This window comes from candidate division KSB1 bacterium (assembly GCA_024655945.1).
Classification (GTDB): Bacteria; Zhuqueibacterota; Zhuqueibacteria; order JANLFK01; family Oleimicrobiaceae; genus Oleimicrobium.
In genome coordinates, this window is the sequence record JANLFK010000002.1 from 144,385 (window position 1) to 157,716 (window position 13,332).

The 13,332-nt window shown below is 61.3% G+C and carries 12 protein-coding genes; all 12 read right to left on the reverse strand.

What is annotated here, in order from left to right:
• Window positions 1-118: 118 nt before the first annotated feature.
• The 12 genes from NUW13_03585 to NUW13_03640 all read right to left on the reverse strand — a co-directional run bounded on the left by NUW13_03585 (window position 119) and on the right by NUW13_03640 (window position 13,323).
• Window positions 119-1,729 carry a putative N-acetylmannosamine-6-phosphate 2-epimerase gene (locus NUW13_03585; GenBank protein MCR4438107.1) on the reverse strand — a complete coding sequence of 537 codons (1,611 nt, stop codon included), beginning with the start codon at window positions 1,727-1,729 and terminating at the stop codon, window positions 119-121.
• 7 nt (window positions 1,730-1,736) lie between these two features.
• Window positions 1,737-4,184, reverse strand: a complete 2,448-nt coding sequence (locus tag NUW13_03590) for a glycosyl transferase family 36 (protein MCR4438108.1) — start codon at window positions 4,182-4,184, stop codon at window positions 1,737-1,739.
• Between the two features lie 526 nt (window positions 4,185-4,710).
• Complete coding sequence (locus NUW13_03595; GenBank protein MCR4438109.1) at window positions 4,711-4,926, reverse strand: hypothetical protein; 216 nt, start codon at window positions 4,924-4,926, stop codon at window positions 4,711-4,713.
• 12 nt (window positions 4,927-4,938) lie between these two features.
• Window positions 4,939-6,264: an ATP-binding protein gene (locus NUW13_03600; GenBank protein ID MCR4438110.1), complete on the reverse strand. Its 1,326-nt coding sequence runs from the start codon at window positions 6,262-6,264 to the stop codon at window positions 4,939-4,941.
• 517 nt (window positions 6,265-6,781) lie between these two features.
• A complete protein-coding gene (locus NUW13_03605) occupies window positions 6,782-7,714 on the reverse strand; it encodes an HDOD domain-containing protein (protein ID MCR4438111.1) in 933 nt (310 codons plus the stop codon).
• A gap of 15 nt (window positions 7,715-7,729) precedes the next feature.
• A complete protein-coding gene (locus NUW13_03610) occupies window positions 7,730-8,560 on the reverse strand; it encodes a protein-glutamate O-methyltransferase CheR (GenBank protein ID MCR4438112.1) in 831 nt (276 codons plus the stop codon).
• 95 nt (window positions 8,561-8,655) lie between these two features.
• Complete coding sequence (locus tag NUW13_03615; protein MCR4438113.1) at window positions 8,656-9,039, reverse strand: hypothetical protein; 384 nt, start codon at window positions 9,037-9,039, stop codon at window positions 8,656-8,658.
• A 14-nt stretch (window positions 9,040-9,053) separates the two neighbouring features.
• Window positions 9,054-9,443: a hypothetical protein gene (locus tag NUW13_03620; GenBank protein ID MCR4438114.1), complete on the reverse strand. Its 390-nt coding sequence runs from the start codon at window positions 9,441-9,443 to the stop codon at window positions 9,054-9,056.
• A gap of 41 nt (window positions 9,444-9,484) precedes the next feature.
• Complete coding sequence (locus NUW13_03625) at window positions 9,485-9,850, reverse strand: flagellar protein FlaG (protein ID MCR4438115.1); 366 nt, start codon at window positions 9,848-9,850, stop codon at window positions 9,485-9,487.
• A 43-nt stretch (window positions 9,851-9,893) separates the two neighbouring features.
• On the reverse strand, window positions 9,894-11,663 hold the full coding sequence (gene fliD / locus NUW13_03630) for a flagellar filament capping protein FliD (GenBank protein MCR4438116.1): 1,770 nt from the start codon (window positions 11,661-11,663) through the stop codon (window positions 9,894-9,896).
• Complete coding sequence (locus NUW13_03635; GenBank protein ID MCR4438117.1) at window positions 11,660-12,004, reverse strand: flagellar protein FliS; 345 nt, start codon at window positions 12,002-12,004, stop codon at window positions 11,660-11,662. Before NUW13_03635 ends, fliD begins: the two co-directional genes overlap by 4 nt.
• 92 nt (window positions 12,005-12,096) lie before the next feature.
• The gene (locus NUW13_03640; protein MCR4438118.1) at window positions 12,097-13,323 is read right to left on the reverse strand and encodes a flagellin; all 1,227 of its coding nucleotides are present in this window, start codon (window positions 13,321-13,323) and stop codon (window positions 12,097-12,099) included.
• Window positions 13,324-13,332 lie beyond the last annotated feature (9 nt).

A 13,332-nucleotide genomic window follows, 5' to 3' on the forward strand; every position in this document is an offset into this window, starting at 1 on the left:
CTTTCCCTTGCCAGCGGAGTCCGTCTTCGTCCCGCGCGCCGTCCAGGGTGCGCAGCAGCCACCTGCGGGTAAGCTGCAGGCGTCAGCAGCGGTGTCCGCTGCCAGCCTTGGCCGCACTTCAGGCAAAACGCAGCAAGGCCAGCTGGGCTCCTCCTACGGCGCCTGCCCGATTGCCGAGGTGCGCACAGCGAAGCGGCGGGCGGGGCCCAACACGCACACGCAGCCCTTCCAGCAGGTGCTCGCCCAGCGCCGAGAGTTCGCCGCCGAGCACGACGATGTCCGGATCGACAATGTTCCTGAGACTGGCCAGAGCGCAGGCCAGATAGTCGAGTTGCCTGTTGAACAGGGAGGAAAGGTGCGGCTCCCCGACCCGTAGCAGGGCGGCCAATTCCTCGGCAGTGGGTTCCCTGTCGGTCGCGAGCGGTACCAGGCCCTGCCGTGCCGTCGAGAGCGCCTGTTGCGCAAGTAGCCGCCTGGACACATAGGCCTCAAGGCAACCACGCGCACCGCACCGGCACTTTCGACCGCCTTGGCGCACGCACAGGTGGCCAATCTCGCCGGCGTTGATGCCGCGCACCAGCTGGCCATCAATAAGTATCCCACCCCCCACGCCCGTGCCTATGGTCACCACGGCAAAGCGCGACGGTCGTGGCAGCGGAAGCAGCTGATATTCCGCATAGGCAGCGGCATTGACGTCGTTTTCCACATGCACCGGCAGCCGCAGAGCGCGGCTTAGCTCCTTGCGCAACGGGTAGGCGAGGTAGTCGTGCGCCAGCGGCACACCACCAACCACCATTCCCTTCTCCACGTCCACCCGGCCCGTGGCGGCAACACCCACCGCACAGGGAGTCGCTCCTGCGGCCTGGATCACCTGCTGCACGGCCTGGGTCAGCTTGCCGACCACTGCTGCCATCCCCAATCTCCAAGGGGTGGAAAAGGCCTGCTCGTGGCGGAAGTCCCCCGCGAGGTCCCCAATACCCACCAGTGTCCGCGTGCCACCCAGGTCAATGCCCACGGCGGTAGCCCGCAAACGCGCCTGGTGCCGGGATAGCGCCTGGGCGATCCGTCGCGTGAGAGCTGCGGGCCGGGTGATGGCCGTGCCCACCACTACGGCAGATGCCCCACAGTTGAGCGCCTCCACCGCTTGCTCCGGCGTCCAGATTCTCCCCTCTGCGATGACGGGCACATCGGCCCCAAACCGGGCACGGAGCGCCGCCACGAGCTCCAAGTCGGGCAGGTCCGGTGGCGGCGCAGCGCCAGTGTACCCGGATAAGGTCGTGCCTACCAGGTCACAACCCAGTGCTGCCGCAGCAAGGCCTTCCTCGAGTGAGGACACATCGGCCATCACCAGCACCCCCCGTCTCTTGAGCTCCTCCACCAGAGACGACAGCGCTTGACCGCCAGGCCTGGAACGCGAGGTGGCGTCCAAGGCGACCACATCCGCACCCGCTGCGACTACCTCGAGCGCATCCTCCAGCGTCGGGGTGATGTAGACAGGCGACTCCGGGTAGTGTCTTTTGCGCAGGCCTATCACTGGCAGAGCCACCGCCGCCTTGATCGCCCGGATATTGGCCGCACCCTCAGCGCGAATGGCGACCGCGCCTCCCGCCGCAGCAGCCCTGGCCATAGCAGCCATCATGGCCGTGTCCTCCAGGGGATCTCCTGGGTCCGCCTGGCACGAGACGATGAGTCCGCCCCGGATTGCAGCAAGGAATCCGTCGCGCGTCATCCTGCAGTCATCCCTTCCGCTGCGGCTCCCGCGCCTTGTGGCTCAGGGTCACGCGCACCGGCACACGCTCCTTGCCGGCTATCGCCCGTGCCACGCACTCATCGTCCAGGTCAATAAGGTTCCCAGCCAAGCGCTCCCCTGCCACCACCACCTCGACCACCCCTCTGCTCACGTGCTCGGGGTTGGTCACCTCCATGTCGAACAAATGCCCGCGGAACCTCCGTTGCACCCGAAACAAAGTCCATTTCGCCGGAACACATGGGTCGATGAGCAGGCCCCGGTACGTCGGCCTGACGCCGAGGATGTAGTCGAGCACATCGCGGAACATCCAGGCCGAGGAGCCCGTGAGCCAGGAATGGCTTGCCTGGCCGTAGGTGGGATGGTCGGGGCTGGTGACATACTCGGCGTAGACGTAAGGCTCCACCTCATAGCGGTCAATGTCCACCACCGGGTTCATGGGCAAAGCCCGCTTGTAAAGGTCGAAGGCGCGCTCCGCCCTCCCCAGGAGACATTCCGCGAGTATCGCCCAGCTTACCGCGTGGTTGAAGACGCTGCCGTTTTCCTTCTTTCCGGCCACACAGCGCGTCGCAAGGCCAATCCGCGGATCGATCGTGCGGTACGGCGGGTGCAGGATCTTTGGCCCCTTGGGCGTGTCCAGGTGCAGGCGCACGGCCTCCATGCATTGCCACGCCCGCTCCTCTGGCGCGACGCCGCTAATCACCGCCCAGGACTGCGCGTTCAGGAAAATGCGACCTTCCCGAGTGCTGGCGGAGCCGATTACCTCCCCCCAGTCGTTGGTGCCACGAATGTACCACTCCCCGTCCCAGCAGTGCTGGTTGATGGCGTTGCGAAGCTGTTCATAAGCCTTCCCATAGCGGGAAGCCTGTTCTTTCGAGCCGAGGTAGTGCAGTAGCTCCATAAGTTCCTTGAGGACGAAGGCCAGGAACATGCTGACCCACACGCTGTCGCCTTTGCCGCCCCGGCCCAGGTAGTCGAGAGTATCGTTCCAGTCACCAGGGCCAAACTTGGCCAGCCCGCGTGGCGAAAGATTTGCTAAGAGGTAGTCCACCGCCAAGAGGGCGTGCTGCAACACTGAGCCGGACCCTTGGTCGGCAAACGGCACATTCGCATCCAAGAAGGGCCAGTCAGCGGTTTCCTTCAGATACTGCGTCACGGCGAACGGGAGCCAAAGAGGTGTGTCGGCGTGGCCTGTTCGCTCACCCGTGCCGCTGCCCGGAAAAAGCAGGTGAAAGGCACTGCCATCGGCGAATTGCGCGCGACACATCTGCTCGAGCCGCTGGCGCACCCAATCCGGCCTGGCGATCATCGGCCCCAACGTGTCTTGGCAGGAGTCCCTAAAGCCACGCCCAAAGAGCAGGCCTCCGTGATAGTAGGAGGCATCGCGGGAAAAACGAAAGGTCACCGAGGTCTGGTACTGATTCCAGACGTTTACCATGGTGTTGAGATCGTCGTCCGGAGTGGCCACCTGGACGGCGCTCAAGTAGTCGCGCCACTCGTCGAGCAGGCGCTGGTACTCGCTCTGCACGAGGCCGAGGTCCCGGTACTTCCGCACCAGCGTCGCGCCCGCCTCCGGGTACTCCTTCTTGGGCACCACACCCAGCAGAACCACGAACTCCTGCTCCACGCCGGCTTGGAGTTCCAACCCGGCGTGGAGCGCCGCCACTGCATCCCCGGAGGTGATTTCGGAGTTTGTGCAGCGGCCAAGTTCCACTGCCTCCGGGTTTGCCTCGGAGCGCCAACGTCCGATGAACAGGTCCTTGCTCCCATCCCAGCCTGTCACGGGCAACGAGGAGGCAAAGAAAACCACCTTGTCCCACTCTTCGTTGGCTTGCTGAACTGTCGGGCCCCGGTAGCGCACCCAATAGCGCTTGGTGGCAAAGAGAATCTGCTCACTGCGGTCGAAACGCACCTCATTAAAGTGCTGGTCATTGGGCTGGTTGATGAGATCAACCAGCGCGTGCCCCAAGCAGAGCTCCACATAGGCAAACAGGTCCAATTCCCTTGGCGCCTGCTGCCTGTTGCGGATCCTGACCCGCCAGACCTCCAAGTCGTCGTCGATGGGCACGAAGTAGAGAATCTCCGCCTCAATGCCTCGAAATGCGGACACAATGCGCGTGTAGTACACACCGTGGTGGCAGCGGAACTCCTCAAGGCCGGTTGCCGTCGGTTGCCAGGTGGGCGACCAGTAGATGCCCGAGCTGCGGTCACGCAAATAGAGATATCGCCCGGGCCGGTCCATGGGCAGGCCATTGTAGCGCCAACGGGTGATGCGGTCATCTCTGGGCGAAGGGCAAAAGCTAAAGCCACCCCCCGTCTGCGACACAAGGCCGGTGTAGCGGCCATTGGAGATATAGTTCACCCATGGCTTAGGAGTATCCGGCCGGGTGATGATGAATTCCTTTCGATCCTCCGAGAACGTCCCGTACTTTTGCACGACACCTCTCCAGCTTGGCAATCAGCAATGTGCAATCCACAGCAAGTTCGTTCGCACTCCAGGGGCACGCTTCGTTGTGCCAAAAGTCTGAACCCGCGGCTCAGACGAATACCCCTGGCTGGCCTTCCGTGCGGCCCGTTCGTGAGTGCCGACCGTGGGCTTCCGGCCTTGCAGCCACCTGGCAAACGATCGACTCCGGCCGTGGTACGTTTCGTGACACACAGGGGGCGGACACAACCGTCAGCACATCTTTGGGTCTGACAAAGCTGCCTGCGTCAGAGGGCCGAAGCAACTTCCAGTATGTCAGATTTAGATGGCAGTCAGGCTAATTCCCTACGGCACCAACTGCGCAATAAGATAGGCAAACGGAGAGAAAAAGCCAAAGGGAAAATTCCTTCGCAAACAGGAGAGACGTGCCAGTAAAGGGAGGCGAAACCCACGGAGGCGGGTTTTCAGAAGAGGCGGCAAGTCAATAGAACCCCTGTTGCACAGGTCTGGCTCTCTTCTGCGACGCTCGGCTGCGGTCTCAACGGTTTGTAGGGGAGATGCTGACGATGGCGGCCGGCTTGGCGGCTTCGATCGCCTCGTCCAGCCCCGTTTGCTCCGGTGGTGCCTTGCGCAGATCGATGATTACCGCTGGCGGAGGCGCATCGTTGCGACGATACGCGGCTATGGCGCGACTGGCTGCAGGCCGTGCAGAGGAAGGTTCTTCCGGGAAGCAACGTTCCGCGTCTTCCTGCATAGGAGCGCCCCCTCAGGCCTTAATGGGTGCCACCGCCGTCGGTTCCGGTTGGTCCTCTATGGCCACCGGCAGATACACCGTGAAGCGACTGCCAACGCCAACCCTGCTATCCACGGCGATCATTCCGCGATGCTCCCTCACAATGCCCTCAGCCACGGCCAGCCCCATGCCGCTCCCTTTGCCTGGCTGTTTGGTGGTGAAGAGCGGCTCAAAGATCTTGCGCTGCAGATAGGGAGGGATCCCTACACCGCTATCCTGCACACTGAAGTAGGCGTATCTCCCCGGAGGGACCCCCTGCCAGGCTTCTTCATGCAACTCCACCAAACCAGTGCGGAAGACGAGCTCGCCACCCTGCGGCATGGCCTCCGCCGCGTTGATACCCAGATTCATAAGCACCTGTTCGATCTGGGCTGGGTTACACAGGACCGATGGAAGCTCCTCGCAAAGGTTCAGTCGCACGCGGATGTTCCCGGCAACGGTGCGCCGCAGAACAAGGGCCGTCCGCTCCACCAGCTGGTTGAGGGAGCAGACCAGCATCTGGCTCGGTGCAGTGCGAGTCAGGGCGAGTAGGCGATTGACAAGATCGATGGCGGTGTTGGCCGTCTCCGCGATGGACTTGACTTCGCCATAGTGCGCATCGCCCTCGTCCATTTCTGCTAATAAAAAGCGGGCACAGCCGAGCATGCCGGCCAAAAAGTTCTTTAGGTCATGAGCAATGCCAGTGGCCAGAGTTCCCATCGCCTCGAACCTCTGCGCCTGGCGCAGTCTTTCCTCCAGTGCATGCAGCGCCGAGAGTTCCTGGACGCTGGCCAGGTAGAGGGAGCCCTGGCCCGGTCCGGCCGGCAGCAGGGACCAGACAATGCGCAGCGGCACCGTTCTGCCGTCAGTCGCTATCCACTCCCATTCCGCAGTGGTCCGGCCAGATAGCGTGACCTGCGGCGAATGAAGTGCCTCCACCAGAGGACAGGACGAGCCCAGAAGCGTGGCTACGTGCGTGCCGCGCAAGCTTTCAACCGGCAGGCCAAGCAACTGCGCACAGGCGCGATTGGCCAACAAGACCTTGCCTGTCGCATCGATGGCCAACAGTGCCTCAGAGGCGAGGTCGGCCCATTGTCTGAAGATGGTCTCGAGAGGGGGAAGACAGGTGCCACGCTCCGCGTCTGGCGGCTCATGCGCCAGCGTTTGAGATAAATGCGACCTGGAGCCGGCCACCTGCTCACTTTCCGGGAAGAGGAGACCCTGCCCATGACCGGCGAGGGAACGATGGCCGCGTGCCTGGGCGAGAGCGCTCGGATCCTGCGCCCCCTCGGCGCGCGCCAGTAGAAGGGGTTGTTGCATGTCCATGTGCTCCATGAGCTCCACCTCCACCCACGTGCATCCGTTGCCCTCGCGGATGGAGCAGCGCCTGCTCGCCCCGCGTCGCACTAGGCAACGGCCTGCGCACCACGTGCACCGTTAGCGCTGGAGCAACAAAAAACGCGTTCCCTTGCGGTCGTTCTCGAAGGTCGCCCGCTCCGCCTCCACACAGCCACACTCTTCTCCAACGCCGGAGGACCGCGCTAACTGCACATGCACACCACACTATGTCGTTTCGCTCACCCCTGCTCCCGGTCGACACCACTATCACGCGACCGGCAATCGCTCCTCCTCATACCCCAGGTATGGAACCGCCTCCTCAAGGTAGGTCCATTAGTTGAACCAACCGGTGACAAATATAGCGTGAAAACCTGAAAAGTCAAGCGGAAAGTTCAGCAAGGCGGGACTCGAGGGACTTTCCTGACTGTTTGGCCTGCCAACTGTGCAACTTTGCGACACCGCTGGTCAGGCGAAGCTGGCGGAGATTTTGGGAGGAGCCTCAGTACCTGGTCGATTCCACTTTCAAAGTCGGCCTGTGTGCCTGGTTGTTGTAGATGCTGGCCACGGCGACTTTCACCTCCTCCACCTGCTCATCGAGCTCGAAGGAGAATCTTTCCATATCGAGATTGGCCAGGCGTTCGCGCTTGGCAGTGAGCAGACGCCAGACAGGGTCATCCCCAAGACACACCTGCAGACGCTCATAGGAACCATACCCCAATCCCTTCAGCCGGCAGAGCAGGTCCGCCAGATGGACGATGGCCACCAGCTCCGACTCCCGCCTTGCTCGGGATGGTTCGTGGTGGGCAGTGGCAACCTCAGCCAGCCCTTCTTCCAATTGCCAGTACCGGACAAGCCACTGGCCAAAGTCAGTGTGGTTGATGCCCAGCACTTCGTCCTCTGCCTCCTGGTACGCGTACCCCTTCTTTTCCACCAGGGACACGACCTGCGCAAATTCCTCGGGGAAGTTCTGGCACAGCACCACTTCGCCAATGTCGTGGAGCAATCCGCCCAAGTAGGCGCGGTCCACTTGGCCGAAGCCCATGGCCCTGGCAAGTTGCTGGCTCACCAGCCCGCACCCGAAAGAGTGCTCCCAAAAGGTCTCGATGCGGAAGCGCGCCACCTTGGAGACAAAGGCGTTGACCAGCCACGTGGTCAACACGACATTGCGCACCTCCCGCAACCCCATGTACAGGATGGCCTCTTTGAGGGATTGCACCTGGTGTTTGAGGCCCCAAAATGCGGAATTGACCAGCCGGATCATGCGCAGGGTCAGCACCTGGTCGGCCATCAAGATCTCGACCACTTCTTGCAGGTTCGCCTCCGGATTCTCCAACTCCGTGAGGACCTGATTGACTATCGTCGGGATGGTAGGAACATATTCGATCTTGGCCAGGTACGTGCGCAGGATTTCCTCTCTACTCTCCTCTCTCATTCCACACCCTCGTGCTCATCCGCTGTTCAGGAGCTTCCGATAGGCGAATCCTCCTGGGAAATGCACAAGTCGGAAGCCATCGCGCAGCCCGTGCAGTGACTCAAGGTTGCCCAGGACCAGATAGCCGCCGTCGCGCAAGGTGCGATGAAGGGCCTCGACCATTTTCCCCCGCTCTTGGCGGTCAAAATGCGCCAGCTCGCAGCAAGAAAAGATGATGTCCACCTTGTTCTCCGGCACAGCAGTCGGCAAACGCGCCACGTCGAACTGGTCAAAACGCACCATGGACTTGAGGTGCTGGCTTACTCTTACTTGACCCTGTCCCGGGACAAGGTACTGTTCCAACAGGCTTCTAGGTACCCCACGCAGGGCAAACTCCGCGTACACGCCCTCGCGCGCGGCAGCAATGGCAGAAACGCTCCGGTCGGTGCCCCATGCCAGGCAGTTCCATCCCTGTAACGAGGTTTGTTGGAGTTGGTGCATGACCATGGCCGCGGCATAGGTTTCCTGTCCTGTCCCGCAGCCCAAACACCAGACGACCAGCTCTTTGCTCCTGTCTTTGTCCCGCCGCACAAGGTCCGGGATGAACACCTCCCCCAATGCGCGAAACCTGACCGGATCGGCGAAAAAGCTCAGCGCGCCCACAGCCAATTCGTTGAGAAGGCAAGTGAGTTCGCCATTGCTCTTTTCTTCCTTGCGCAGGTAGGCAAGGTACTGCCCCAGGTTCGCCAGTCCAACCGCCTCCATGCGGGCGAGAAACCGGCCCTCAAACATATAGCGCCGACTGTTGGGTAGATACAGGCCCGTTCTCTCGTAAAGATAGTCCCGGAGCGCCAACACTTCGTCCATCTGCTCACCCTTGTTTTGTGAAGCACGCCCGTCAACTGGGCTGACGCAAGACTGTACCTAAAGGGGTCAAGAGCCTCCGCGCGTTGCGTGCTCAGTTAGCGCGCCCCAAATATCTCATCGATGAGGCGCCGGGCCGTTTCCCAGAGGACCTCCGGATTTTCGTAGTGGGCCTCGCGCAGGCGTTGGCGCACCTCTTCGAGCTTGTCTGCCCGGGGCTCCTCCTCGGCGTCCACTTCCCCAAGAATCCGGCGGATGAGGCGGTCGTCCAACAGCGAGAGCCGCCGCTCCCGGTCCCCATGCACATCATTGGGCCCACTGCTGAGCAGGCTCCTTGCCTCGCCGGAGATCTCGACCCGGTCGGCAGCCCCTCGTTCCCTTTCGGCCCTTGCCGGGGCACTCTGTGGCGGCTTCTTCTGTTCCGTTTGGCGAGGTTGCAGCCCCTCGGCCTCCGGCGCACCATTGATTTCCCTTACCGTCATGTTCTATCCTCTCATCAGCACAGGAGATCTTTCTGGCGCCCGTTAGGAGCACCCAAGTAGCGCTTCAGGGAGCAAACCCCTTCCTGGAGTTCCTCACGTTCCTTCTGGAGTAAGTAGATCTTGACCTGCAACAGGGCAATGTTGGCCCTGCTTCTCGCGAAACTGGCGTCGGCCAGGCGTCGCAGCTCGGCGTGCAAGTTGCTGCCCTGCACAGGCCTGGTACCTTGCGCCCTCAGCTCTTCTGCCATTGCTACCAGGCGTGCCAGGGTCTCGTTCCGCAGGCTCACAAGGTTGGGCAGTTCCTCCACGTTGCCGTCGTTGAGCTTGGCCTCGATCTGCGCGTCGTGCGCGGCGAGGCGCTCGAGAAGCTGGATGCCCTGGCGAAGAATCTCTTCGGTTTCCACCTTGTCCTACCGGTCGCGGGAGACGCCGCCGGTCTCCGCGTTCACGCCTCGCGATTGAGCAACACGCCCAGCAGACGCGACATGCGTGCTACCAGACGCAGCATTTCCTCCGGAGGGATCTGGCGTATCACCTCCTGGGTCTCCTGGTCGATCACCTTGATGACCGTCTTGCCCGTGGCCTGGTCAACCAGGAATGCGATGCGAACGTTCATGGCATTGGCAAAGTCGCTGAGCGCCCCAGCCAATTGGGTGGCCAAACTTGGATCGACTTCCGTCGGCCTGCCTGGTTCGGGCTTAGCCTCCCTCGTCTCCGCCGGCCGGGACCTTTCGACGGAGACATCCCGGCGAGCTGGAGGCACCATCAGGGGAAGGTTGGCACGGACCGATTCAGTATCCGTGATCTCCACAGCACACCTCCGTAATCACTCTCCGGCTCCAGCCGGCTCCCCATTACCCGGAATTCCAAGAGGAGAAACTGTTCAAAAAGCCCGCAAGGGTACTTTGTTGCTGCACGAGCGCGTACAAAGCCTCCTGCATGGATGCCAACTGTTTGCGGTAGTATTCCTCACGACGTTGGAGCTGTTCGTTGAGGCGTGCTAACCTGTTGTCGATGCGCCGCACCTCCTCGCGCAGATTCGTCTGCTGGTCATCCACGATGCCGCCCGTATCGGTGAATGCCTCCAGCAAGGATGCCATGCGGGTAGCAACTCCGTCGCTGGAGTTGAAAAGGTTCTCCACAGCCACCGGGTCTTCTTGGAGCCACGCACGGAGTTTGGAGGCGTCGGACAAGGAGGCCTGCAGTGCGCTATCAACGGTTATGCCGATTTCAGCCACGGTCGAGGGCTTGCCGCTCTCCAATCCTGTCACGCGACCCAACAGGGCTCCGAGGAGCTGCGTGCGCAGGCTGGTAAAAACCGTCTCACCTGTCATGGCACCGCGCGTATACGTGGAGCTATCCACCGCCGACTTGGCCTTGATGTATGAGGTAACAGTGTTAAGACTGCTCAAAAATGCGCGAATCTTGGCCTCCAGCGTACTGGTGTCCTTGCTGGCGGTGATGGTGACGGCGGTTGTTGCCGGGTCAGCATAATCATCATTGGCAACGGTCACCCCTCGCAGCACATAGGTAATGCCATTGATGGAGAAAGTATTGGAATCTTTCGTGATTTCGTCCTCGGCCGAAGTGCTGTTGATGGTGAAGCGCGCGTCTTGGCCTAGGGTCTGGGTAGCCCCCGCCAATTTCAAAGTTTGGGTCAAAAAGGTGCCAGTGACGTCCTCCAGCGCAATCTCGTCGCTCCCAGTCTGATTGGCGGTGAGCACCAGCTTGTCGAGCGTATCGTCGTAGTAGGCCGTCACTCCGGCTGCGGAACGGTTGATGCGCCCAATGATGGTGTTCAAGGTATCGGTATCGGCATCCCAGGTGATGGTGACGCCGTTGATCTTGAAACTGCCCGACTCGTCCTCCCCCACCGCCTTGTCGAAATTGGCCTGATAGAGGAAGACATCGGCCTGCACGCCCGTCCTATTGGTCGTGTAGGTGCCAGGGACAATCTTGCCGGCAGTCAGAAAGCCGTAAGTCTCTGGCGACTCGCTCACCACCAAGTCGACCCCGGTCTCATCACTTTCGATGACGAAACGATCACGCAGACTATCGTAGTAGATGTTCGCCCCTGCTGTTTCGTCTTGATTGACCGCTGCCATGAAGGCGTCGACCGTGGCATAGTCGGCAAGCACGAATTCTTTGCCGTTGATGGTGACGCTGCCATCAGGGGTCTGGGTAAATCCCGCAGCGCTCCAGCTCTCCGAGGTATCCAGCTCGCCAGGACCTGGTACCACTTGCGCGCTGCTGACTACGCCTGCCGCCGTATTCAGCGCAGCGCTGCTCTTGACGGTGGTGGCGGTGGCAAGTTGCCGGACGCGCAGCTGGTAGGTGCCGGTTGCGGCACCCGAGGAAACCGTAGCCGATACCAGGGCGGCATTGCTACTCACCACATTCACCAGGTTAAAGATGGAGTCGCTGCTGCTCTCCGCCAGGTCATCGACAAGGGCCTTCAGGGAGGTAAGATAGTTCTTCAGGTCCTGGTACATGGCGACCCGCACATTGAGGGTAGATTTCCGGTTCTCCAGCTCGGTGACCGGTTTGCGTTCGAGCGCCATGTACTTCTCGACAAGCGCGTCGATGGCTGAGCTCTGGTTGAACAGCGCGTCCAGGGAGATCATATGGCTGCTCCTTCTGGCGACAGCGCCGGTCGGGCAGTCGCCTTTTCCCAGGCAGCGCGGAGCTCGCTGATTATCGTCTGCGTCTCTTCGAAGCGCTGTCTCTTCACCTGCCGCAGGCAATAGTCATAGAGCCGAAAGAGGCCTTCGGCGATTTCCGGGTAGTCAAAGTTCAATCCGTCAATGAGTACCGACAGAGCGCGCGCCGCCCCGGAGCCATCCTGTCGGGCACAACAGCGCAGAATGAAATCGTACAGATGCACCACCAGCCTTTCCGGCGGAGCAGAAAGAATCTCCTGTTCGCGGTATCTGAGGAGAGGGTCTACCTTACGGGTCATAGTCATCGCGTTCCGTTCCCTGTCTATATCTCGAAGCCGAACACCGCCAGTGAAGTGGGGTGGTTTTACAAACACCACCCCACTTCTCCTGGAATGGCTTACCTGAACAGGGCCAAGACTGCCTGTGGACCGACATTGGCCTGGGCCAGCATGGCCGTGGCCGTCTGCTGCAGGATGAGCAGCTTGGAGGCCTCCAGCTGTTCCAAGGCCAGGTCGGCGTGCATGATGCGGTTGTGGGCCGCCTCGGTGTTGACCTTGGCGGTCATCAGGTTCTCTTCCTGGGCTGTCATGCGGTTCACGCGCGCGCCAATGTAGCTCAGCGCCTTATTGACGTTCGTGATAGCCGCGTCGATCTGGCTCATGTAGGCCACCGCACTGTCGTGGTCGTTCACGTTGTTGCCGGCCTTGTCGAGCTTAAAGACAAAGGAACCAGTGTCGTCAACTTCCAAGTCGCCCAGCTGGAACTTGAAACCGCGCCCGGTATCGATGGTGGCTGTGGCCCCTTCGTCCAGCGTGGCCTCTGCCGACGTTGCCAGCGCCCCGGTGCCGTTACTGGTGGAGGAAATCTGCAACGGTGAGCCGTAGGCATCCAGCACGCGATACTTCACTTTCTCCTCGGTAACGGAGACCACCTGAAATGTGTAGAAGCCCTCATTGAGCTGCGTGGCCCCCGTGTTGATCGTTGCCGAGGCGGCAATGGCGGTCAGCGTGTACGCGCCAGGCGCCACGTAGTAGTCCGAGGCGGTGCCGATGGTCACCGTGCCACCGCCCTGGTCCACCGACAGGCTGACGGCAGTATAGCCACCAGTGTAGCCCACCTCCGAGCTCTTTAGGTCGAAGGTCAGCACGTCCGTGGTGGCAGCACCGACCTGGAAGACGAACGAAGTGCTATCGCCACTGAGGAGTGGCACGCCGTTCCAGGTGGCCTGGGTGACCTCGTCATCGATCTGCGCCGCCAGCTGAGCCAGTTCCTTGTTGATGGCCGCACGTTCTTCCGAACCCAGGGTATCGTTGGCTGCCTGCGTGGCTTTGGCCTTCATCTGGCCCAAGATGTCCAGTATCTTGGTCAGGTTACCCTCTGCCACGGCCACCATGTTCTTGGCATCGGCCACGTTGTTCAGTGCCACGCCAAGGCCCTCGGCCCGGACTTTCAGTTTGCTGGCAATGGTCAGGCCGGCCGCATCATCGGCCGCCTGGTTGATGCGCTTGCCAGTGGCAAGGCGCAATTGGTGAATGCTCAGATTGCGGTTGATGTTGGTCAGAGCATTCAGCATGTTCAACGCGGCGATGTTGGTGTTTATCCGCGTCAGTTCCACCTCTGCCATGACGACCTC